Origin of the sequence: Nocardioides sp. Leaf285, from assembly GCF_001422955.1 — a bacterium.
Classification (GTDB): Bacteria; Actinomycetota; Actinomycetes; order Propionibacteriales; family Nocardioidaceae; genus Nocardioides; species Nocardioides kribbensis.
The window spans coordinates 18913-40185 of sequence record NZ_LMNH01000001.1 but is presented as its reverse complement, the minus strand read 5'-3'; the positions used below and the strand labels follow the sequence as shown (position 1 = coordinate 40185).

Here is a 21273-nt window from a genome sequence, read left to right as displayed (position 1 = left end):
CGCTGCCCGCTGTCCCCCCGAGCCCCGCCCCAGCCCCCAGGAGAACCGTGCCCCGCTCCCGCCGCCCCGTCCTCACCGCCTCCGCCCTCACCGCCGCCCTCGCGCTCGCCGGCTGCGGCACGGCGACCGACACGTCGGGCGCTGCCGGCGGCGAGCCGGTGACGGTCACCAACTGCGGCAGCGAGGTCGTCCTCCCCGCCGCCCCCGAGCGGGTGGTGATGCTCAAGAGCGCTGCGGTGCCCTACCTGCACGACCTCGGCGTGCTCGACCGCGTCGTCGCCCGCGCCGGGCTCTACCCCGCCGAGTACTACGACGAGCAGACGCTCGCCGAGCTCGACGCGATCCCCGAGCTGACCAGCGACACCGACGCCGGCGGGCACCTGCAGATCTCGAAGGAGGTCGTGGTCGCCCAGCGGCCCGACCTGGTGCTCGGCGAGGTCGACACCCTCTCGCGCAGCGGCCTCGAGGCCGTCGACGTGCCGCTGCTGGAGGAGCCGGCGCTGTGCGGCACCTCGACCGGCGAGACCGGCTTCGACGACGTGTGGTCACAGCTGGCGCTCTACGGGGAGGTCTTCGACCGCCCCGACGAGGCCGCGGCCGCCACCGCCGACCTGCAGGAGCGCCTCGCCGCCGTCGAGGCCGAGGTCGACGGGCCGTCGGGGCGCACGGCCGCGGTGCTCTACCCCACGGTGGGCGGAGGCACGACGTACGCCTACGGCACCGGGTCGATGGCCCACCCGCAGCTGGAGGCCGCCGGCCTCGAGAACGTGTTCGGCGACGTCGACGAGCGGGTCGTCGAGGTCACCCTCGAGGAGCTGCTGGGCCGCGACCCCGACGTGATCGTGCTGCTCCACACCGACGGCGACCCCGCCGAGGTCGAGGAGGCGCTGGTGGGCCTGCCCGGCGCGGAGCGGCTCACGGCCGTGCGCGAGGGAGAGGTGATGACCCAGCTCTTCAACTTCACCGAGCCGCCGAGCCCGCTGGCCGTCGACGGGCTCGAGGCGATCGTGGCGAGGTTCGGGGAGTGATCACCGCGACCGGGGTCTCCTGGTCCTACGCCGGTCGCCCGGTCGTCCACGATGTCGACCTCCTCGCGCGGCCCGGCCGGGTGCTGGGCCTCATCGGCCCCAACGGCAGCGGCAAGACCACCCTGCTGCGCCTCCTGCACGGCGCGCTGCGCTCCCCCACCGGCCGCGTCGAGGTCGACGGCGAGCCGGCCGCGTCGCTGGGCGCGCGGGAGGCGGCCCGGCGCCTCGCCGTCGTGGTGCAGGAGACCGGCGGCGAGACCGCCCTGACGGTGGCGGAGATGGTGCTGCTGGGCCGGGGGCCCCACCTGTCGACCTTCCAGCGCCTCGGACCCGGCGACCACGCGCTGGCGCTGGAGTGCCTGCGCCGCGTGGGCGCCGAGCACCTCGGCGCCCGCGCCTTCGCCGGGCTCTCCGGGGGCGAGCGGCAGCGCGTGCTCATCGCCCGCGCGCTGGCCCAGCAGGCGACCCACCTGCTGCTCGACGAGCCGACCAACCACCTCGACGTGCGCTACCAGCACGAGGTGCTCGGTCTCGTGCGGCGACTCGTCGTCGGCGCCGACCCCACCGCGGTCGTCGTCGTGCTGCACGACCTCACCCTGGCCGCCCGCTACTGCGACGACCTCGTGCTGCTCGGCGACGGCGCGGTCGTGGCCGCCGGGCCCGTCGGCGAGGTGCTCGACCCGGCCGTGCTCGAGCCCGTCTACGGCATCGGCATCCGCCGGGTCGAGGTCGACGGCCAGGTCCACCTGCTCTTCCAGCCCACCGACCCGCCCACCGACCGAGGAGCCCCCGCATGAGCGTCCAGGACCGCATGAACGACTACTGGAGCCGCCGGGCGCCGGCCTACGACGCCGGCCAGCACCGCCCCGAGCACGGGGGCCGCGACCGCGCGCTCTGGGCCGAGGTCTGGTCGGCGGCGCTGCCCCCGGCCCCCGCCGACGTGCTCGACCTCGGCTGCGGCAGCGGCTACGTCACCACCCTGCTGGCCGACCTCGGGCACCGCGTCACCGGGATCGACCTGGCCGACGGCATGCTCGAGGTGGCGCGGGAGCGGGTCGCCGGGCTGCCCCCGACGACCCGTCCGCCGCGGCTGCTCCACGGCGACATGGTGGCCCCCGACTTCCCCGACGACAGCTTCGACGTGCTCGCCGGGCGCTACGTGCTGTGGACGCTGCGCGAGCCCGGCACCGCCCTGGCGGCCTGGCGCCGCGTGCTGCGCCCCGACGGGGTGCTGGCCATGGTGGACAGCACGTGGTTCCCCGACGGGCTCGGGAGCCACGGCAGCGAGGACTTCACCGGCTCCTACGACGACCGCGTGCGCGCCGCGCTCCCGCTGGCCGAGACCACCAGCATCGAGGCCAGCGCCCAGGCCCTGCGCGACGGCGGCTTCCGCGACGTCGAGGTGACCCCGCTGACCGGGCTGCTGGAGCTCGACCGGGCCCACGGCGCGGCGCCCGGGCACGACGTACGGCTGCAGTTCCTGCTGACCGCGCGCCCCTGACCGACCCGGGCGGGCCGCCTCAGCCGCGGCCCCGGCGGTCGTCGTCGATGACCGACGCGCGGGCGACGTACTGGTCGGTCATGACGCCGTCGAGGGCCCAGGCGGTGAGTTGGAAGTCGTAGCGACGCGCCCCGCGCTCGTCGTCGGGCTGGTAGGTCAGCGGAACGACGCCACCGGTCTGCCCGGGGGCGAGGTCGAGCACGTAGCGCTCCAAGGAGCCGCGCGACTGACCGGTGGTGAGCACGAGCACCCGCGCCGGGCGGGTCAGGCCGGTGACCGTGAAGGGCAGGTCGACCGTGGCGGGCGCGGGGCCGTCGCCCTCGGGCCGGCGGACGTCGGCGAAGCTGATCGTGGCCATCCGCCGCTGCGGCACGGCGGCGAGGCGGTCGGGGGCGGCCGAGACGTCGGCGACCCAGACCCTCCCGTCGCCGCTGCGCGCGACCAGGTCGACCGCGGTGACGCGGGCGGGGTCGATGCCGGCGGCCTCGGAGGCGTCGACCAGCAGCGTCTGCCCCCAGATCTTGGTGCTGCCGCGCGGCAGCGCGCGCAGCACGCCGTCGCCCTCCGGGGTCACCACGGCGGTGGCGCCGTCGGCGTCGGTGAGGCGCACGTCGACCTGCACGTCGCCCAGCCGCGGGTCGACGAGGGTGCGCAGCTCGAGCCGACGCCCGGCGAGGTCGAGCGGCTCCTCCAGCACCAGCCCGGCGCGCTGGCCCGGGGCGTCCCACGACACCTCCAGGAAGCGGTGGGTCGGGGTGCGCTCGCCCGACGTGGTCCAGTGCGGGGTCACCTGGCCCGTGATGCCGCGCCCGCAGTCGGCGGCGCGCTGGGCGTAGGACGCGGTGCCGCGGCAGAAGCGCGAGGCCGCGCCGTCGGGCAGCGAGCGCCCGGCCTCGTCGCCGGGCGCGCGCACGTCGCGCCCGCCACCGACGGCGTGGCTGAGCACCTCGGCGTCGCCGGCCGACGCCGCGGTGACCCGCGAGCCGTCGAAGAGCGGCAGCACCGCGTCGTCGCCGGTGAAGAGCCGCACGGCCCCGGCGGTGTAGGTCGCGCCCACGGCGCGCTGCTCGGCGCCGTCGAGACGGCGCGGGTCGGCGGTGCCGCAGGAGCGGTTCTCCCCGCCGTACCAGTCGTCGACCGACGGGGCGGCGGCCACGCCGGGGGTCCACTCGGAGTTGAAGAAGTTGTGGTTGGCGCCCAGCACCAGCACCGAGCTCTTCAGCGAGGTGTCGTCGGGGGCGACGTCACGGCCGTAGTCGGTGAAGCGCTGGCCCTGGAGGTCGAACACGTCGCCGTCGCAGGCCGGGAGCAGGGTCACGGTGGGCACGTAGGGCGCGGTCTGGGTGCCGAAGTCGGTCGGCGCGATGAGCACCTGACCGGCGACGCGGTAGGGAGCCGACAGCGGGATCTGGATCGAGGCGCGGTCCACGCCCTCGCCGCCGCGGCTGTGGCCCACCAGCACGACCCGGTCGAGGTCGACGTCGTGGGAGGGCGCCAGGTCGACCCAGTGGTCGAGGTGGCGCGCGATGATCTCGGCGCGGGCGCCGGCACCGCCGTCGTCGAGGCGGTAGTCCTGGGCGTTGATGCCGTTGACGCGGATCGAGACCGTGGCGTAGCCCTGGCTGGCCAGCAGCTCCTGGGTCTGCACGTAGCCCAGGTGGCTCGGGATCTCCTCGAAGCGGCCCGCGCAGGGCCAGTCGAAGCTGTAGGCACGCGGTCGGTCGGGGTCGTAGCACACGCCGTGACGACCGTGCTGGAAGAGCACGAGCGGCCGGGGCCCGGTCGCGGCGTCGGCGGCGGGCTCGACCACGTGGCCGACCATCTCGACCGGCTCGGGCATCCCCGGCAGCTTGACCGGGTCGAGCTCGTAGTCGCTGGCGACGGTGGCGAACGGCCCGGCCACGCCGGGGTCGTCGGCCAGCTCGGCGAAGCCCTGCGTGTACGGCGCGGTGGCCGCGCGACCCGCGGCGAGCGGCGCGGTGGCCCGGGCCGCGTCGAGCCCGGACTCGTCCAGGCGGTCGCCCGAGAGCAGCACGTCGAGGTCGGCGGGGTCGGGGCGCTGCGCGGAGCGCACCGTGGCGCTCACGGTGCGCCCGTCGGCGCTCACGGTCGGGGCCCCGAAGCCGAGGCCGGCGCCGGCGAGGGTCGGGCGGTCGGAGCCCAGCGGCAGCCGGCCCGGCGCGGTCCACGCCACGCGCCAGGTCACGGCGTCGACCCGCGACACCTGCCAGGTGCCGCGGTCGGCGGAGGTGGCGGTCGGGGCCGGCGGCGCGGCGGCGGTCGGGGAGGGCACGACGGCCGCGGCCGTCAACGGGAGCAGGATGGCGGCGAGCGCCGCGGCGGCACGGCGGGTGGGGCGCTGGAGCACGGGTGGGGTCCGTTCTTTCGGGGTGGGCGGTCTGCCCACCGACTCCTAGACGCACGAGAGCGTCGTCCGGTTGCCTCGCGACCGAGACGTCGACGCTCAGCCCACCACGTCGACGGCCAGCACGTCGAGGGACCAGGCCCCGCGTCGGTCGCCGTCGAGCGGCACCACCCGCACCACCGCGCCGGTCCCCAGGTCGAGGGCGACGTCGTGGGCGCTGGGGTAGTCGATGCCGGTGAGGTCGCGCTCCTCGCCGTACTCGAGGCGGTCGCTGACCCGCGACCACAGCAGCGGACAGCAGCTGCACGTGGGGTCGTAGCCCTCGACCGGGACCGCGCGGGCCCACCACACGCTCCTGCCGGCCACCTCGCCGGCGCGCGGGTCGTCGAGCAGCACCCCCGAGCTCAGCTCGACGGGGTCGAGCACGGCGACCCAGAGGTAGGACTGCCACATCGCGTCGGCGTAGTCGATCCTCCTGTCGGCCGTGGCACGCGTGGGGCGGCTGGCCACCAGTCCGTCGGCGTCGAGCGCGGGCGTGACCGCCCACGGTCGCCCGGGCGCGGAGTGCGGCGCCGCCGCGACGTGGTGGATGCCCCGGGGGTCCCGCACGACGAGGGTGCCGCGCGCACGGTCGAGGCTCGCCTCCGCCGGAGCCGCGGTCCCCTCCACGAAGCGCACCTCGAGAGTGCGCCAGCGCCACGGTCCGCTCCGGGCCAGCGCGCGGAATCGGTCGAGGGTGGGCTCCATGCGCCCAGCAGACCACGGGCGGCGTCCACGCCTCATCGGGTTTTCGGCGCAGCGGCGCGGCTTCTCTACCCTTGTCGGAGTGAAGGCACTGCTGCTCGAGAACATCCATCCGCTCGCCGTCCAGATCCTCGAGGGTCGCGGCTTCGAGGTCGAGCTGCGCGCCGGCTCCCTCTCCGAGGACGAGCTCGTGGAGACGCTCCCCGGCGTCGACCTGCTCGGCATCCGCTCCAACACCCACCTCACCGAGCGGGTGCTCGACGCCGCCACCGACCTGCAGGCCGTCGGCTGCTTCTGCATCGGCACCAACCAGGTCGACCTGGCCGCGGCCGCGGCCCGCGGCCTGGCCGTCTTCAACGCGCCCTTCTCCAACACCCGCAGCGTGGTGGAGCTGGTCATCGGCGAGATCATCGCGCTGGCCCGTCGCCTGCACGAGAAGTCGGGCAAGATGCACGCCGGTGTCTGGGACAAGTCGGCCAAGGGCAGCCACGAGATCCGCGGTCGCACCCTCGGCATCGTGGGCTACGGCAACATCGGCACCCAGCTGTCCAACCTGGCCGAGTCGATGGGCATGCGGGTCATCTTCTTCGACACCGCCGACCGGCTGGCCCACGGCAACGCGCAGCGCATGAAGACCCTCGACGACCTGCTCGAGCAGGCCGACGTCGTCACGCTGCACGTCGACGGCCGCCCCGGCAACGCCGGCTTCTTCGGCCCCGAGCAGTTCGCGCGCATGAAGCCGCGCTCGCTGTTCATCAACGCCGCGCGAGGCATGGTCGTCGACAACGAGTCGCTGCGCGAGCACATCCTCTCGGGCCACATCGCCGGCGCCGCCCTGGACGTCTTCCCGATCGAGCCCAAGGCCCAGGGCGACCCCTTCGAGTCGCCGCTGCGCGGTCTCGACAACGTCATCCTCACCCCGCACGTCGGCGGCTCCACGCAGGAGGCGCAGGAGGAGATCGGCTTCTTCGTCGCCAACAAGCTCGCCGGCTTCGCCCTCGAGGGCCGCACCGAGCTGTCGGTCGACCTGCCCGCCGTCATGGCCCCGCAGCTGCAGAGCGGCCACCGGCTGGGCTACCTCCACGTCAACGTGCCCGGCGTGCTCGCCTCGGTCAACCGGCTCATCGCCGAGTCGGGCAGCAACGTCACCGGTCAGTACCTCGCCACCTCCGGCGAGCAGGGCTACGTCGTCACCGACACCTCCGACCCCGTCCCGGAGTCGGCGATCAAGGCCCTGGCCGACTCCGAGCACACGCTCTGGGTCCGCACCTGGTCGGCCTGAGCCCCACCGCCCCGTCCGTAGGCTCGGGGCATGGGGACCGCGAGGGTGAGCGTGCGCGACCGGCTGGGCCAGGCGCTGTTCGAGCGCGTGGCCGGGCCCGACGGCGCCAAGCAGAGCGACCGGATCCACAACCGGCCCGGGCCGCGGTGGTTCGAGCCCGACAGCGCGATCGTGCGGGTGCACAGCGACGCCTCGATGTTCATCGGCGGGATCCGCGCGCTGCTCCTGCAGACGCTGCACCCGGCGGCGATGCGGGCGGTGGCCGAGCACTCGGGCTACCGCGGTGACATGTGGGGCCGGCTGGCGCGCACGAGCACGTTCCTCGCCACGACCACCTTCGGCCACGCCGAGGACGCCCAGACCGCGGTCGACGTCGTGCGCCGCATCCACGCCAAGGTCACCGGCACGATGCCCGACGGCACGCCGTACGCCGCCTCCGACCCCCACCTGCTCAGGTGGGTGCACGTCGCGGAGGTCGACTCCTTCCTGCTTGCCCACCAGGTCTACGGCAAGCAGCCGCTCGACCAGGCCGGGCGCGACGAGTACGTCGCCCAGGTCGGGGTCATCGCCGAGAAGCTGGGCGTCGTCGACCCGCCGCAGACCGAGGCCGAGCTGCGCGAGGCGCTGGCCGCCTACCGCCCCGAGCTGCGCGGCACCCCCGAGGCGCGCGAGGCCGTGGGCTACCTGCTCTTCAAGCCGCCGCTCCCCCTGCCCGCGCGGGCGCCTTACGGCGTGCTGGTGGCCGCCGCCGTCGCGCTGATGCCGGTGTGGACCCGCCTGCCGCTGCGGCTGCCCTGGCTGCCGGTGGGCGAGCGCACCGTCGTGCGGGCGCTGGGCGGCCTGGCCACCGGCACCATCCGGTGGGCGATGACGCCCTCGCAGGCCGCCCGCGCCGCCGCCGACGCCTGATCCACCCCCGACCCGGGCTGGCACCGGTGGGTGCGTCCCCGTTGAATGGACCCATGGAACCTCCGCATCCGGACCTCTCCTCACGCTGGCCGCTCGCCGGCGCCACCGACGTGCGCGACGCACTGCTGGCCGCCTACGGCGACCCGAGCCGCGGCTACCACGACCTGCGCCACCTCGCCGAGGTGCTCGACCGGCTCGACGAGCTCGCTGCGCGGGGTGCGGCCTACCCGCGGCGCCCGGTGGTGCTCGCCGCGTGGTTCCACGACGGGGTCTACGACGGCGAGCGTGACGCCGAGGAGCGCTCGGCCGCCTGGGCCGAGCACGCCCTCGCCACCCACCTGCCGGCCGAGGAGGTCGCCGAGGTCGTGCGCCTGGTCCGGCTGACCGAGACCCACCAGCCCGAGGACGACGACGCGGCCGGCTGCGCGCTCTCCGACGCCGACCTGGCCATCCTCGCCGCGCCCCGTGCGCGCTACGACGACTACGTCGCCGCCGTGCGTCGCGAGTACGCCCACCTCGACGACGAGACCTTCCACGAGGGCCGTGCCCGGGTGCTGGAGAGCCTGGCCGAGAAGCCGGGGCTCTTCCACACCGCGCACGCCCGCCGCACCTGGGAGGCCCCCGCCCGCGCCAACCTCGACGCCGAGCTCGCCTCGCTGGGGGCCCGCACGGGCCGTTCCGAGGCCGTCAGCCGCTAGGGCGCCCACGCTTCTGCGTCGTGCGCAGCCCGGCCGCGCGCAGCCGAGCGACGAGCTCGCGGCTGCTGACCGGCGTGGCGCCGGCGGCCACGACGTCGTCATACCACTCCGAGGGCACGTCGTAGTGGTCGCGGTCGAAGCCGCGCTCGGAGAAGCCCTGCGCCCGTGCGAAGGCGTGCAGCTCCTCGTAGGACGTGTCGCTGGCCAGGTGCGACCAGAGCCGGCCGTGGCCGGCGGCGTTGGGCGGGTCGATGAGGATCATCGGGTGCTCACGCACCCCATCCTGGCACCGCGCGCCGCACGAGGTGCCCGAGCGCCCGCAGCGAGGCGGCCTCGTCGAGACCGCCCACGTCGAGGTCGAGGAGGTCGGGGCGCTGGCCGGTGAGCGCCTCGAGGCGCGAGATCCACAGCGCCGGACCCTGCTCGCCCTCGCCGTCGACCACGCCGGCGACAGCCTGCGCCAGCGGCGTCGAGTCCTCGCGCCGCGCGCACCGCGTGGCGACCTCGGACGCCGGTGCCCGCAGCAGCACCGAGCAGACGTCGGCCCCGGCGGCGTGTGCGGCCTGCTCGAAGCCGGCCAGGCCCGCGGGGTCGGCGAGCAGCTGCGGCAGCACGACGTCGCGCCCGCCGCGCAGGTGGGCCGTGACCATGGCGTGCGCGACGGGTCTGGCCACCTCCCCGGTGGCGGCGAAGTCCTCCCGCCACCCACCGACCCACGTGCGCAGCGCGTCGACGTCGAGCAGCAGCGTGCCCGGGTGGGCGTCCGCCCACCGGGCGGCGAGGGCCGACTTGCCGATGCCGGGCGGTCCGTTGAGGTGGAGGAGCAGGCTCACCCCTCGACCCGGTTGCCGTCGTCGTCCCAGTGGGCGGCGACCTTCTTCGAGGGCTGCACGCGCGGCGGCTCCCCCGGCATCTTGGGGTGGTCGGGCGGGTAGTTGAGCTCCCCGCCGGGCAGCTCCTCCCACAGGTCGAGCAGCGGCTGGAGCGAGCCCGCCGAGTCGTCGATGCCGGCCCACGGGTCGCCGTGCTCGCGCAGCCGCTTGGGCACCGTGACGATGTTGAGCTCGCGGGGGTCGCGCAGCTCGGCCAGCTCCTCCCACGACAGCGGGGTCGACACGGGCGCCCCCGGCAGCGGGCGCAGGGAGTAGGCGGAGGCGATGGTGCGGTCGCGGCAGTTCTGGTTGTAGTCGACGAAGATCCGCTGCCCGCGCTCCTCCTTCCACCAGTTCGTGGTGACGCCGGGGTCGCGGCGCTCGAGCTCGCGGCCCAGGCCGATGGCGGCGTGGCGCACGTCGGCGAAGTCCCACTCCGGACGGATGCGCACGTAGACGTGCACGCCGCGGTTGCCCGACGTCTTGGGCCACCCGACCAGACCGAGCTCACGCAGCAGCGCGTCGGCCACGCCGGCGACGCGCACGGCGTCGGCGAAGGTCGTGCCGGGCTGGGGGTCGAGGTCGATGCGCAGCTCGTCGGGGCGGTCCTGCCAGCCCTCGACCGCGGGGTCGCGGCGCACCGGCCAGGGGTGGAAGGTGATCGTGCCCATGTGGGCGCACCACACCGGCACCGCGATCTCGGTCGGGCAGATCTCGTCGGCGGTGCGCCCCGAGGGGAAGGTGATGCGGGCGGTCTCGAGGTAGTCGGGCGCCCCCTTCGGCACCCGCTTCTGGTAGAACGCGTCGGCGTCCTTGTCCTGCGGGCCCGTGGCCAGCCGCATGCCGGGGCGCACCCCGGAGGTCCAGCGCTCCAGCGCCGTGGGACGACCGCGCAGGGCCCGCATCAGCCCGTCGTCGACGGAGGCGACGTACTCCGCCACGCCCAGCTTGGTGACCTCCGGGGTGCGGTCGGTGGCCTCGAAGACCACCCGGTCGGGGCTCGAGACCCGCACAGCGCGCCCGCCCGCCTGCACCTCGACCGCGCTCGCCTTCGCCATGGGCGCCACCGTAGCGGCGAAACCCGGTCGTGGCGGGCGGCGCACGCGCCGTAGCGTGACCGCGTGCGCCCCGACCCCCTCTCCGATCCCCACGCCGACCCCCACCCCGACCCCCACGCCGACCCCCATCCCGACCTGGTCTTCGACCAGCTCGACGTCCACAGCACCGACGCGGGCGTGCTCTCCCGCCTGCGGGCGTATGCCGACGCCTGGAGCCTGGGCTTCCACGAGGGCGGGCTCGACGACGACAAGCACCGCCGCTGGCTGGAGTCGACCCGCGCCGACGACGCGGTGCTGCGGGCGGTGTGGCCGCGCACCAGCCGGGTGGCGGGCACGCCGGCGCCGGTCGGCACCTTCACCAGCTGGCAGCAGCAGGTCAACGTCGGTGGCGGGCGCCTGCTGCCGCTGCACATGATCACCGACGTCACCGTGGCCCCCACCCACCGCCGCCGCGGCCTCCTGCGCCGGCTGATGGGCGAGGACCTCGCCGAGGCCGCCGACCGGGGGCTGCCGCTGGCCGCCCTCACGGTCTCGGAGGGCTCCATCTACGGCCGTTACGGCTTCGGCGTGGCCACCCGCCGCCGGCGCATCGAGGTCGACCTCACGACCCGCTTCGCCCTGCGCGACCAGGTCGAGGACACCGGGGCGCTCGAGCTGGCCACGCCCGCCGAGGCCTACCCGGTGTGCCGCGCGGTCTTCGAGCAGGTCCTGGCCACGACGCGGGGCATGGTGGCGCGCCCAGCCCACCACGCGGTCCACGACAGCGGTGAGCACGACTGGGAGACCGGTGGCCCCGACCGCGCGTCGCGGGTGGCGGTGCACCTCGACCCCTCGGGCACGCCCGACGGCTACGTCCGCTTCCGTGTCAAGGACACCGACGGCGGGCTGGTGGAGGTGCGCGACCTGCAGGCCCTGACCCCGCAGGTGCACCTGCGGCTGTGGCGCTTCCTCGCCGACCTCGACCTGACCGCGAAGGCGCGCGCCATCGCCCCGGTCGAGGACCCGCTCGACCTCGCGCTCACCGACCCCCGGGTCGTCACCACCACCGAGGTGCGCGACGTGCTGTGGCTGCGCGTGCTCGACCCGGTCGCGGCGCTGGAGGCGCGGCCGTGGAGCGACGACGCGACGGTCGTGCTGGGCGTCGACGACCCGCTCGGTCACGCCGCGGGGACCTTCCGGGTCACCACCGAGCAGGGACGGGCACGGGTCGAGGCGACCGACGAGACGCCCGGCGTGCGGCTCGGCGTCGACACGCTCGGCGCCCTCTACCTCGGCGACCGCTCCGTGCTCACCGCGGCCGCCGCGGGTCGGGTCACCGGGTCCGACGTGGCGACGTGGGCCGCGATGGCCGACCACGCCGGTCCGGCCCCCTGGAACACCACCGGCTTCTGAGCGCCGCCGCCGGGGTCCGACACCGCGGGACCGGGGCTCCCCCCGGATGTCCCGGCTCCCGCGGCGCGGGGTCGGTGGGGCGGCCCTCAGCCGCGGGAGGCCTCGCCCAGCAGCGAGTTGGGGCTGAAGACCGGTCGGCGGTCCTCGTCCTCGGCGGTGGCGCGCACGAACTCGAAGCCCGACGTGGTGACCACCCGCCAGTGGTCGACCCGGGCGGCCAGGTCGGCCGCGCACGTCAGGTGCAGGGGCGGGGCGTGGAAGGCGTTGCGCCCGATCTCCAGGTCGTCGCCGACGAAGGCCACCGGGCGCCCCAGCGACTCCGCGCAGGCCCCGCAGATGCGGCTCAGGGCGCACTGGGTCACCCGGCGGGCCACGAGCTGGAGGTCGCCGGCGTCGTCGCGCTCCCAGGCGAAGGGAGCGTCGACGGCGTCGACGTCACGGCTGAGGCCCCGGATCATGACGCCTTCCGCGACCAGCCGCCCAGCTCGGCGCGGCGCGAGGGACGCTCGGCGTCGCTCTTGCGGCCGCGCTCGACCGGGGCCCGGTCGGGGCTCGGGGGCTCGGGCTTGTCGGAGGTGGTGAAGCCGTTGGGCACCGAGAGCTTGATGATGGTGCGCAGCGCCTGGCCGTACTGCTTGTGCAGCGGCCCGATCGTGTAGGGGATGTCGTACTTGTCGCACAGCGCGCGGACCTTGACCGCGATCTCGCCGTAGCGGTTGCTCGGCAGGTCGGGGAAGAGGTGGTGCTCGATCTGGTAGCCCAGGTTGCCCGACATGATGTGCAGCAGCGGGCCGCCCTCGAAGTTGGCCGCGCCGAGGATCTGGCGCAGGTACCACTCCGCACGGGTCTCGTCCTCGATTTCCTCCTCGGTGAAGTGCATCGCACCGTCGGGGAAGTGGCCGCAGAAGATGATCACGTAGGACCACAGGTTGCGGGTCACGTTGGCCGTGGCGTTGGCGGTGAGGGTCGTGCGCCAGTGCGGCCCGCTGAGCGCGGGGTAGACGACGTAGTCCTTGAGCACCTGGTTGCGGCCCTTGCGCCAGATCTGCCCGAGCTGGCGCTTCATCTCCTTCGGGTCCTTCTTGCCCTTGCGGATGGCCTCGATGTCGAGGTCGTGGAGGGCCACGCCCCACTGGAAGAGGCTGGCGAGCAGCGCGTTGTAGACCGGCTGGCCGAGGTTGGCGGGGTGCCACTTCTGCTCGCGGGCCATGCGCAGGATGCCGTAGCCGATGTCGTTGTCGTGGCCGAGCACGTTGGTGAACTGGTGGTGCACGTAGTTGTGGGAGTGCTTCCACTGCTCCGCGGGCTGGGCGGTGTCCCACTCCCAGTTGGAGGAGTGGATCTCGGGGTCGTTCATCCAGTCCCACTGGCCGTGCATGACGTTGTGGCCGATCTCCATGTTCTCCAGGATCTTGGCCACGCCGAGCATCGCCGCCCCGGCCGCCCAGGCGGGCTTGCGGTGCGAGGCGAGCAGGGTGACGCGGCCGGCGAAGGCCAGGCCGCGCTGCACCTTGATCATCCGGTTGATGTACGCCGCGTCCGCGGCCCCGCGCGACTCCTCCACCTCCGCGCGGATCGCGTCGAGCTCGCGGCCGATCTGCTCGACCTCCTCGTCGGTGAGGTGGGTGTACTCCCGGACGTCCGAGATGGCCATGGGTCCTCCAGTGGGTGCAGCGGTGCGGGGGGCTGGTGGGTCGGGTGGGTCAGATGTCGAGGGTGCAGTCGCCGGCGGCGGCGGTCACGCAGGTCTGGATCTGCTCGTTGGGCTGGGCGTACTCCTCGCCGTTGCGCAGGTCGCGCACCGCGCCGGAGACGAGGGTGACGGTGCAGGTGTGGCAGATGCCCATGCGGCAGCCGTAGGGCATGCCCACGCCCGCCTGCTCGCCGGCCTCGAGCACGGTGGTGGCGCCGTCGGCGTCCACCGTCTTGCCGGAGTTGCGGAAGGAGATCGTGCCACCCTCGCCGCCGGCGTCGCCGAGCTTCAGCGAGAAGCGCTCGAGGTGGAGCCGCTCGGCGACCCCCTCGGCCTCGAAGTGCTCGCTGAGCGCGTCGAGCATCGGGCCGGGTCCGCAGGCCCACGTCTCGCGCTCGCGCCAGTCGGGGCACACGCGGTCGAGGTCGGCGGGCGCCAGCATGCCCTCGGTGTCGGTGTGGAGGCGGTGCACGGACAGGCCCTCGTGGCCCTCCTCGAGCCGGTCGAGCTCGTCGCGGAAGATCATCCGCTCCGCCGTCGGCGAGGAGTAGTGCATGACGACGTCGGGCATCGAGCCACGGCGGTCGAGCGTGCGCAGCATCGACATCACCGGGGTCACCCCGGAGCCGGCCACGAGGAAGAGCATCCGCGCCGGCGGGGGGTCGGGGAGCACGAAGTCACCCTCGGGCAGCGCGAGGCGCACGATCGTGCCGGGGGCCAGGCCGTTGACCAGGTGCGAGGAGAGCAGGCCCTCGGGCATGGCACGCACCGTGATCGCGATGGTGCGGCCGCTGCGCTTGGGCGCTGAGCTCACCGAGTAGGAGCGCCACTGGTACTTGCCCTCGACCTGCACGCCGATGCCGACGTACTGGCCGGGCTTGTGGTCGTAGCGCCAGCCCCAGCCGGGCCGGATCACCAGGGTGGCGGCGTCCTCGGTCTCGGGCACGACCTTCTCGATGCGGCCGCGCAGCTCGCGGGTCGACCACAGCGGGTTGACCAGCGAGAGGTAGTCGTCGGGGTGCAACGGGGTGGTCAGCTTCGAGCCCGCCCTGCGGACCCGCTCCCACGGGATCGTCCCTGCCATCGGGCCAGTGAACAGGCGTTCTCCCACTCGCGTCAACGGGTCGGAGGGGTGAACCTCCCCGACGTACTGTGGGGGTATGACCTACTCCGTTGAGAAGACCGACGCCGAGTGGCGCGAGCAGCTCTCCCCCGACGAGTACGCCGTCCTGCGCAAGGCCGGCACCGAGCGGGCCTTCACCGGCAAGTACACCGACACCGAGACCACGGGCGTCTACCGCTGCAAGGCCTGCGAGGCCACGCTCTTCGAGTCCGACACCAAGTTCCACTCCGGCTGCGGCTGGCCGTCGTTCTACCAGCCGATCAGCGACACGATCGAGTACATCGAGGACACCAGCCACGGCATGAAGCGCGTCGAGGTCCGCTGCGCCAGCTGCGGCTCCCACCTGGGCCACGTGTTCCCCGACGGCTACGGCACCCCCACCGGCGACCGCTACTGCATCAACTCGATCAGCCTCACGCTGGAGGAGAAGCACTAGGTCGGTCGGCGTGACTCTCCGGGTCGCCATGTGGTCGGGGCCGCGCAACCTCTCCACGGCCCTGATGCGCAGCTTCGAGCACCGCGCCGACTGCACCGTCGTCGACGAGCCGCTCTACGCCGCCTACCTCGCCACGACCGGTCTCGACCACCCCGGCCGCGACGAGGTCATCGCCTCCCAGTCGACCGACTGGGGGGCGCTGGTGCGCGAGCTGACCGCGGGCCCCGTGCCCACGCCGGTGCAGTACCAGAAGCACATGACCCACCACGTGCTCCCCGACCTCGACCAGGGCGCCCTGACCGGGCTGCGCCACGCCTTCCTCGTGCGCGACCCCGAGCGCGTGCTCACCTCCTACGCCAAGGTGCGCGAGGAGCCGACGCTGGAGGACCTCGGCCTGCCGCAGCAGCTGGCGCTCTTCGAGCGCTTCGGCGGCCCGGTGGTCGACGCCGCCGACGTGCTCCGCGACCCGCGCGGCACGCTCACGGCCCTGTGCGCCGCGCTCGGCCTCGCCTTCGACGAGGCGATGCTGTCCTGGCCCGCGGGCCCGCGCGAGACCGACGGCGTGTGGGCCCCGCACTGGTACGCCGGGGTCGAGGCCTCCACCGGCTTCGCCACCTCCTCCCCCGGCGGGCACGACCCGCTGCCCGAGCGCCTGGCGCCGCTGCTCGAGCGCTGCCGCCCCTTCTACGACGCACTGGCCCCCCACCGGCTGCGCCCCGCCACCGACCAGGAGTCCTGAATGCTGCAGCAGTTCGACCCCCGCAACGCCGACCTCCAGGTCAACGTCGGCGGCCGGATCACCCACCGCGACGAGGCGGCGGTGAGCCCCTTCGACTCCGTGGTGCAGGGCGGCGACGCCGTCTGGGAGGGGCTGCGGCTGCACCGGGGCCGGATCTTCGCGCTCGACGAGCACCTCGCCCGGCTGCGCCGCTCGGCCAAGGCGCTGGCCTTCGCCGAGATCCCCTCCGACGCCGAGATCGTCGAGCAGCTGCGCCGCACCCTGGCGGCCAACGACATGCACGACGACGTGCACGTGCGCCTCACGCTGACCCGCGGGGTCAAGGTCACCAGCGGCATGGACCCCCGGCTCAACACCTCCGGGCCCACGCTCATCGTGCTCGCGGAGTTCAAGTCACCGGTCTACGACGCCTCCGGCATCACCCTGGCGACCTCCTCGGTGCGCCGGCACCGCGCCGACTCCCTCGACCCCAAGATCCACCACAACAACCTGCTGACCTCGATCATGGCCAAGGTCGAGGCCACGGTGGCCGGCGCCGACGACGCCCTCATGCTCGACGACGCGGGCTTCGTGGCCGAGACCAACGCCACCCACGTCTTCCACGTCGCCGGCGGCCGCGTGCGCACCTCCACGACACGGGCGTGCCCCGAGGGCATCACCCGCGAGACGGTGCTCGGGCTCTGCGCCGACCTCGGCCTGCCCACCGAGGTGTGCGAGCACTCGCTGGTGGAGCTCTACACCGCCGACGAGGTGTTCGTGACCGGCACCATGGGCGGGGTCACGCCGGTGGTCGCGATCGACGGGCGCACCATCGGCGACGGCGCGCCCGGCCCGGTCGCCGCGCGCATCTCCGCGGCGTACGCCGAGCTCACCGCCCGCTCCGGCACCGTCGTGGCCTGAGCCAGCCGCCGCTCAGGGCAGGCGCTGGACCAGCTCGGCCACCGGCACCAGGGCGCCGGTGTAGAACGGGATCTCCTCGCGCACGTGGCGGCGCGCGCGGCTCGCGCGCAGGTCGCGCATGAGGTCGACGATGCGGTGCAGCTCGTCGGCCTCGAAGGCGAGGAGCCACTCGTAGTCGCCGAGGCCGAAGGAGGCGACGGTGTTGGCGCGCACGTCGGGGTAGGGCCGCGCCTGCATGCCGTGCTCCTTGAGCATGTCGCGGCGCTCCTCGTCGGGCAGGAGGTACCACTCGTAGGAGCGCACGAAGGGGTAGACGCAGACGTGGCGCTTCGGCTCCTCGTCGGCGAGGAACGCCGGCACGTGCGACTTGTTGAACTCCGCGGGCCGGTGCAGCGCCATCTGCGACCAGACCGGCGCCAGGCGCGAGCCGAGCGCGGTGCGGCGGAAGCGGTGGTAGGCCGACTGGAGGGCCTCGGAGTCGGCGGCGTGCCACCAGACCATGACGTCGGCGTCGGCGCGCAGGCCGGCGACGTCGTAGACGCCGCGCACCACGACCCCCTCCTCGGCCAGCTCGGCGAGGAGCTTCTCGACCTCGGCGCCCTCGGCCTCGCGGTCGGCGTCGCCGAGCACCCGGTCGAGACGGAAGACCGACCACGTGGTGTAGCGGATGGAGTCGTTGATCTCGCGCAGCCGGGCGGCGTTGGTCTGGGTGTCGCTCATGGCTCCATCATGCCGCGCGGGGCCTCGTCGGCCCACGTGACCCTGGTCGCCAGCAGCTCGCGCACCGCGCGGTGGGCCGAGCCGACGGCTGCGGGGATGCCGACCCCGTCGTAGGCCGCGCCGCAGACCGCCAGGCCCGGCACCTGCGCGACCGCGGTCCGCACCCGCGCGACGCGCGCGACGTGGCCCACGGCGTACTGCGGCAGCCCGCCGCCCCAGCGCTGCACGTGGGTGTCGACGGGGCGGGCGTCGAGCCCGGTCAGCGCGTGCAGGTCGGACAGCGACGCGGCGACGAGCTCGGCGTCGTCGGCCTGCAGGGTGCGCTCCTCGCGGTGACGGCCCAGCGAGGTGCGCAGCAGCAGCACGTCGTCGCCGTCGACCAGCCCGCGGCCGGCCTCGCGCACCCACGCCCACTTGGAGAAGGAGTACGTCGCCGCCTTGATCCGGCGCCGCTCGACCGGTGGCACCAGGAAGCCCGACGTGTCGGCGGCCGCCAGCGCCGGGGCGTCGGCGGCCCGCACGGCGAGGGTCACCACCGCCACCGAGGCCGTCTCCACCGCGGCCAGCTCGCTCGCGGCGGCGGGCGCCACGTCGGCGAGCAGCCGCGCGGTCGGTGCGGGCGGGGTGGCCAGCACGACGAGGTCGGCGCGCAGCAGCTCGGGGTCGGTGGTGGGGCCGAGCAGCAGCTCGAGGCCCTCGGGCGTGCGGCGCAGGCCGCGCACGGTGGTGCCGGTGCGCACGCGCAGATCACCGGCGGCGACCACCGCGTCGGGCAGCGCCCCCATGCCGCCGGACAGCCCCGCGAAGACCGGGCCGGCGTACGTCGTGGGCACCGCGCCGCCGTGGGTGACCACCGAGCCGCGGGCGGCCAGCGCGACCAGCTGCGGCACCGCGGCGCGCGCGGAGATCTCGCGGGCCAGGCCGGAGTAGACCCCGCCGAGCAGGGGCTCGACGAGCCGGTCGGTCACCTCGGGGCCGAAGCGGGCGTCCACGAGGTCGCCGACGGTGACGTCGGCACCCGGGTCGCCCGGGTCCCCCAGGTCGCTGGCGGGCAGGTCGACCTCCCGGGCGGCCCGCGCCAGGCCCTCGGGCGAGAGCACGCCGGAGGCCTCGAGCGCGGCCAGGTCGAGCGGCACCCCCATGAGCGAGCGCGGCAACGGCCGCATCGCCCCGCGGCTGTGGATGCGCGAGCTGACCACGGCCGGGTGCTCGACCTCGAGCCCAACCGCGCGGGCCAGGTCGACGCCCTCGGCTCGGCGGTTGAGCATCGCCTCGGCGCCGACGTCGACCAGCGCGCCGGCGACCTCGTGGCGGAGCAGCTTGCCGCCGACGCGGTCGGCGGCCTCGAGCACGACGACCTCGTGGCCGGCCTGGGCCAGGTCGCGGGCCGCGGCGAGGCCGGCGATGCCGCCGCCGACCACCACGGCCAGGGCGCGGGGGGTGCCGGGTGCAGCCATGCCACCAGCGTCTCAGAGCGGCCCACGCCGCGACGACCGGGTGCGGGGTCGTCGCGGCGTGGGAGTCGGGGGGTGGGAGTCGGGGGGTGGGAGTCGGGCGGTGGAGTCGGAGCAGCGGCGGGGGGCGCTCAGGCCGAGGCGGCCATCCGTCCGAAGCCGCTGCGGTGGAAGACCAGCGGGGCGTCGGCGACCGCGCCGTCGACCGACTCCACGGCGTGCAGCTGGAGCAGCACGATGGTGTGGTCGCCGGCCTCGACCTCGCGGTAGAGCGAGCAGTCGAAGCGGGCCAGGCCCTCGTCGAGGGTCACCGCACCGTCGTCGGTGGTGGAGATGTCGATGCCGGTGAAGCGCTCGTCGACCGGCCCGGCGAGCTGGCGGCAGACCCCGCCGTGGTGGTCGGCCAGCACGGTGACGCCGAGGTGGTCGGCGCGGCGCAGGTCGGGCCAGGTCTTGGAGGTGTTGGCGATCGAGAACGACACCAGCGCCGGCTCCAGGCTGACCGAGGTGAACGAGCTCGCGGCCAGCCCGACCGGGCGTCCGTCGACCTGCGCGGCCACGGCGACGACCCCGCTGGGGAAGATGCCGAAGGCCTCGCGCAGGCGCTGGGGGTCGAGGTCCTGGTTGGTGGAGAGGGCGGTGAGGCTCATGCGGGGGCTCCTGTCGGGAGGTGGGGGTGGAGCGCGGGGTCGAGCAGGGCGGCCACGCGGGCCCGCGCCGTCGCGAGCCAGTCGGCGTAGGCCGCCGGGTCGTCGTGGTGCTGGTCGAGCACGTAGAGGCCGCGCGCCGGCACCGTGGCGCCGAGCTCGGTGAGCACCGGGCGCAGGGTGAGCTCGGGGGCCAGGGCGTGCGCGGGGCCGGCGCCGAGCATGAGGGGCACCGCGACGCCGCGCAGCCCCGTGCCGGCGGCGAAACGGTCGAGGAAGAGCTTGAGGAGGCCGGTGTAGGTGGCCTTGTAGGTGGGGCAGGCCACGACGACGAGGTCGGCCTCCCCCACGGCCTCGACGAGGTCGGCGACGACCGCGCTGGACCAGTCGAGCAGGGCCGGGCCGAGCTCGGCGAGGTCGACGGTCAGGTCGGGCTCCTCCCCCGACAGCTCACGGGCCAGCAGCGTGGCCGCCCCGAGGGTGCGCGAGCGCGGCTTGGGGTTGCCGACCACCACCGCGACGCGCGGGCGGGCCGTCACGACGCCGCCGTGCGGCCGGCGGCCTGGAACGGCACGGCGGTGTTGTGGTGCACCGGCGGGGCCGGGTGCTCCCACAGGCCGCGCTCGGCCAGGATCGGCAGCACGCCCTCGCCGAAGTGGTAGGCCCCCTCGAGGTGGGGGTAGGCCGAGAGCACGAACTCGTCGATGCCGACGGAGTGGTACTCCTCGATCCGGTCGGCGACCTGCTCGTGGCTGCCCACGAGGGCCGTGCCGGCGCCGCCGCGCACGAGGCCCACGCCGGCCCAGACGTTGGGGTGGATCTCCAGGTCGTCCTTGCTGCCGCCGTTGAGGTCGAGCATGCGGCGCTGGCCCTCCGACTCGCTCTTGCGCAGGCCCTCCTGCACGGCCTTGATCGAGGCCGGGTCGATACCGGCGAGCAGGCGGTCGGCCTCGGCCCACGCCTCCTCGGCGGTGTCGCGCACGATGGTGTGCATCCGGATGCCGAAGCGGATCGGGCGCTCGGCACCGCGTGCCTCCTCGGCCGCGAGCTTCCGGATCCAGTCGACCTTCTCGGCCACCGCGGCTGGCGGCTCGCCCCAGGTGAGGTAGACGTCGGCGTGCTTGGCCGCGACCCTGCCGGCCGCCGGTGAGGAGCCACCGAAGTAGATCGCGGGCACCGGGTCGGGGATCTGCCCGAGCGTCGCGCTCTCGACCTGCAGGTGCTCACCGGCGAAGTCGACCGTCTCCCCGGCCCACAGCCGGCGCACGATCTCGAGGAACTCGTCGCAGCGGGCGTAGCGGGCCTCCTTGTCGAGGAAGTCGCCGAACATGCGCTGCTCGTGGCTCTCGCCACCGGTGACCACGTTGAGCAGCAGGCGGCCGCCAGTGAGGTTCTGGAAGGTGCCGGCCATCTGCGCGGCGAGGTAGGGCGCGACCAGCCCGGGCCGGAAGGCGACCAGGAACTTCAGCCGCTCGGAGACCTGGCTCAGCATCGCGGTCGAGAGCCAGGCGTCCTCGCACCACGCACCGGCCGGGGTGAGGGCGGCCTCGAAGCCCATCTGCTCGGCGCCGCGGGCGATCTGGCCGAGGTAGGGCACGTCGGCGGGTCGACCCGACGGCCCGGCGCTCACGCCGTGGCCGCCGCCGACGACCTGGCGGCCGTCACCGCCGTTGGTGGGCAGGAACCAGTGGAACGTCAACGGGCTCATGGGG

Annotated in this window: 23 protein-coding genes; 10 read left to right on the top strand and 13 right to left on the bottom strand. The window is 74.7% G+C overall.

Annotated elements, in window-relative coordinates:
* The first annotated feature begins 47 nt into the window (after positions 1 to 47).
* The 3 genes from ASF47_RS00190 to ASF47_RS00180 are packed head-to-tail and all read left to right on the top strand — an operon-like array spanning position 48 to position 2529.
* Positions 48 to 1028 carry an ABC transporter substrate-binding protein gene (locus tag ASF47_RS00190; protein ID WP_056862046.1) on the top strand — a complete coding sequence of 327 codons (981 nt, stop codon included), beginning with the start codon at positions 48 to 50 and terminating at the stop codon, positions 1026 to 1028.
* Positions 1025 to 1825 carry an ABC transporter ATP-binding protein gene (locus tag ASF47_RS00185; protein WP_056862045.1) on the top strand — a complete coding sequence of 267 codons (801 nt, stop codon included), beginning with the start codon at positions 1025 to 1027 and terminating at the stop codon, positions 1823 to 1825. Before ASF47_RS00190 ends, ASF47_RS00185 begins: the two co-directional genes overlap by 4 nt.
* Positions 1822 to 2529 carry a class I SAM-dependent methyltransferase gene (locus ASF47_RS00180; protein ID WP_056862044.1) on the top strand — a complete coding sequence of 236 codons (708 nt, stop codon included), beginning with the start codon at positions 1822 to 1824 and terminating at the stop codon, positions 2527 to 2529. Before ASF47_RS00185 ends, ASF47_RS00180 begins: the two co-directional genes overlap by 4 nt.
* Positions 2530 to 2548: 19 nt before the next feature.
* Here the strand turns inward: ASF47_RS00180 and ASF47_RS00175 are convergent, their stop codons facing one another.
* Both ASF47_RS00175 and ASF47_RS00170 read right to left on the bottom strand, forming a co-directional pair.
* Positions 2549 to 4897 carry a S9 family peptidase gene (locus ASF47_RS00175; RefSeq protein ID WP_056862043.1) on the bottom strand — a complete coding sequence of 783 codons (2349 nt, stop codon included), beginning with the start codon at positions 4895 to 4897 and terminating at the stop codon, positions 2549 to 2551.
* Between the two features lie 96 nt (positions 4898 to 4993).
* Positions 4994 to 5641, bottom strand: coding sequence for a hypothetical protein (locus ASF47_RS00170; RefSeq protein ID WP_056862042.1), 648 nt, complete (start codon positions 5639 to 5641; stop codon positions 4994 to 4996).
* A 79-nt stretch (positions 5642 to 5720) separates the two neighbouring features.
* Between ASF47_RS00170 and serA the strand changes: the two genes are divergently transcribed.
* From serA to ASF47_RS00155, 3 genes are read left to right on the top strand one after another with little or no spacing between them, the layout of a single operon-like run.
* Complete coding sequence (gene serA / locus ASF47_RS00165; protein WP_056862041.1) at positions 5721 to 6920, top strand: phosphoglycerate dehydrogenase; 1200 nt, start codon at positions 5721 to 5723, stop codon at positions 6918 to 6920.
* A 30-nt stretch (positions 6921 to 6950) separates the two neighbouring features.
* Positions 6951 to 7829 carry an oxygenase MpaB family protein gene (locus tag ASF47_RS00160; RefSeq protein WP_056862040.1) on the top strand — a complete coding sequence of 293 codons (879 nt, stop codon included), beginning with the start codon at positions 6951 to 6953 and terminating at the stop codon, positions 7827 to 7829.
* A gap of 53 nt (positions 7830 to 7882) precedes the next feature.
* Entirely contained in the window at positions 7883 to 8527 is a 645-nt protein-coding gene (locus ASF47_RS00155) for an HD domain-containing protein (protein ID WP_082499861.1), read from the top strand.
* On the opposite strand, the gene ASF47_RS00150 is transcribed toward ASF47_RS00155, so the two are convergent.
* From ASF47_RS00150 to ASF47_RS00140, 3 genes are read right to left on the bottom strand one after another with little or no spacing between them, the layout of a single operon-like run.
* Positions 8517 to 8804 (bottom strand): DUF4031 domain-containing protein, encoded by a 288-nt coding sequence (locus tag ASF47_RS00150; protein ID WP_235558563.1) that lies wholly within the window; start codon positions 8802 to 8804, stop codon positions 8517 to 8519. The genes ASF47_RS00155 and ASF47_RS00150 overlap by 11 nt on opposite strands.
* Entirely contained in the window at positions 8797 to 9360 is a 564-nt protein-coding gene (locus tag ASF47_RS00145; protein WP_056862039.1) for an AAA family ATPase, read from the bottom strand. The genes ASF47_RS00150 and ASF47_RS00145 overlap by 8 nt, the downstream gene beginning before the upstream one ends.
* On the bottom strand, positions 9357 to 10457 hold the full coding sequence (locus tag ASF47_RS00140) for a DNA polymerase domain-containing protein (RefSeq protein ID WP_056862038.1): 1101 nt from the start codon (positions 10455 to 10457) through the stop codon (positions 9357 to 9359). Before ASF47_RS00140 ends, ASF47_RS00145 begins: the two co-directional genes overlap by 4 nt.
* 63 nt (positions 10458 to 10520) lie before the next feature.
* Between ASF47_RS00140 and ASF47_RS00135 the strand changes: the two genes are divergently transcribed.
* Positions 10521 to 11849, top strand: a complete 1329-nt coding sequence (locus ASF47_RS00135) for a GNAT family N-acetyltransferase (RefSeq protein ID WP_056862037.1) — start codon at positions 10521 to 10523, stop codon at positions 11847 to 11849.
* An 86-nt stretch (positions 11850 to 11935) separates the two neighbouring features.
* Here the strand turns inward: ASF47_RS00135 and ASF47_RS00130 are convergent, their stop codons facing one another.
* From ASF47_RS00130 to ASF47_RS00120, 3 genes are read right to left on the bottom strand one after another with little or no spacing between them, the layout of a single operon-like run.
* On the bottom strand, positions 11936 to 12307 hold the full coding sequence (locus ASF47_RS00130) for a hypothetical protein (RefSeq protein WP_056862036.1): 372 nt from the start codon (positions 12305 to 12307) through the stop codon (positions 11936 to 11938).
* A complete protein-coding gene (locus ASF47_RS00125; protein ID WP_056862035.1) occupies positions 12304 to 13503 on the bottom strand; it encodes a fatty acid desaturase family protein in 1200 nt (399 codons plus the stop codon). The genes ASF47_RS00130 and ASF47_RS00125 overlap by 4 nt, the downstream gene beginning before the upstream one ends.
* A gap of 49 nt (positions 13504 to 13552) precedes the next feature.
* Positions 13553 to 14626: a ferredoxin reductase gene (locus tag ASF47_RS00120; RefSeq protein ID WP_056862034.1), complete on the bottom strand. Its 1074-nt coding sequence runs from the start codon at positions 14624 to 14626 to the stop codon at positions 13553 to 13555.
* A gap of 76 nt (positions 14627 to 14702) precedes the next feature.
* On the opposite strand from ASF47_RS00120, the gene msrB reads away from it, so the two are divergent.
* The 3 genes from msrB to ASF47_RS00105 are packed head-to-tail and all read left to right on the top strand — an operon-like array spanning position 14703 to position 16740.
* Positions 14703 to 15101: a peptide-methionine (R)-S-oxide reductase MsrB gene (gene msrB, locus ASF47_RS00115; protein WP_056862033.1), complete on the top strand. Its 399-nt coding sequence runs from the start codon at positions 14703 to 14705 to the stop codon at positions 15099 to 15101.
* A gap of 10 nt (positions 15102 to 15111) precedes the next feature.
* Positions 15112 to 15840, top strand: coding sequence for a hypothetical protein (locus ASF47_RS00110; RefSeq protein ID WP_056862032.1), 729 nt, complete (start codon positions 15112 to 15114; stop codon positions 15838 to 15840).
* On the top strand, positions 15841 to 16740 hold the full coding sequence (locus ASF47_RS00105) for an aminotransferase class IV (protein ID WP_056862031.1): 900 nt from the start codon (positions 15841 to 15843) through the stop codon (positions 16738 to 16740).
* Between the two features lie 12 nt (positions 16741 to 16752).
* On the opposite strand, the gene hemQ is transcribed toward ASF47_RS00105, so the two are convergent.
* The 5 genes from hemQ to ASF47_RS00080 form a co-directional block, all read right to left on the bottom strand.
* Positions 16753 to 17460, bottom strand: a complete 708-nt coding sequence (gene hemQ / locus ASF47_RS00100) for a hydrogen peroxide-dependent heme synthase (RefSeq protein ID WP_056862030.1) — start codon at positions 17458 to 17460, stop codon at positions 16753 to 16755.
* The gene (hemG, locus tag ASF47_RS00095; protein ID WP_056862029.1) at positions 17457 to 18917 is read right to left on the bottom strand and encodes a protoporphyrinogen oxidase; all 1461 of its coding nucleotides are present in this window, start codon (positions 18915 to 18917) and stop codon (positions 17457 to 17459) included. The genes hemQ and hemG overlap by 4 nt, the downstream gene beginning before the upstream one ends.
* A 128-nt stretch (positions 18918 to 19045) precedes the next feature.
* On the bottom strand, positions 19046 to 19564 hold the full coding sequence (locus ASF47_RS00090; protein ID WP_056862028.1) for a flavin reductase family protein: 519 nt from the start codon (positions 19562 to 19564) through the stop codon (positions 19046 to 19048).
* The gene (locus ASF47_RS00085; protein ID WP_056862027.1) at positions 19561 to 20100 is read right to left on the bottom strand and encodes an NADPH-dependent FMN reductase; all 540 of its coding nucleotides are present in this window, start codon (positions 20098 to 20100) and stop codon (positions 19561 to 19563) included. The genes ASF47_RS00090 and ASF47_RS00085 overlap by 4 nt, the downstream gene beginning before the upstream one ends.
* The gene (locus ASF47_RS00080) at positions 20097 to 21269 is read right to left on the bottom strand and encodes an LLM class flavin-dependent oxidoreductase (RefSeq protein WP_056862026.1); all 1173 of its coding nucleotides are present in this window, start codon (positions 21267 to 21269) and stop codon (positions 20097 to 20099) included. The genes ASF47_RS00085 and ASF47_RS00080 overlap by 4 nt, the downstream gene beginning before the upstream one ends.
* Positions 21270 to 21273: the final 4 nt, after the last annotated feature.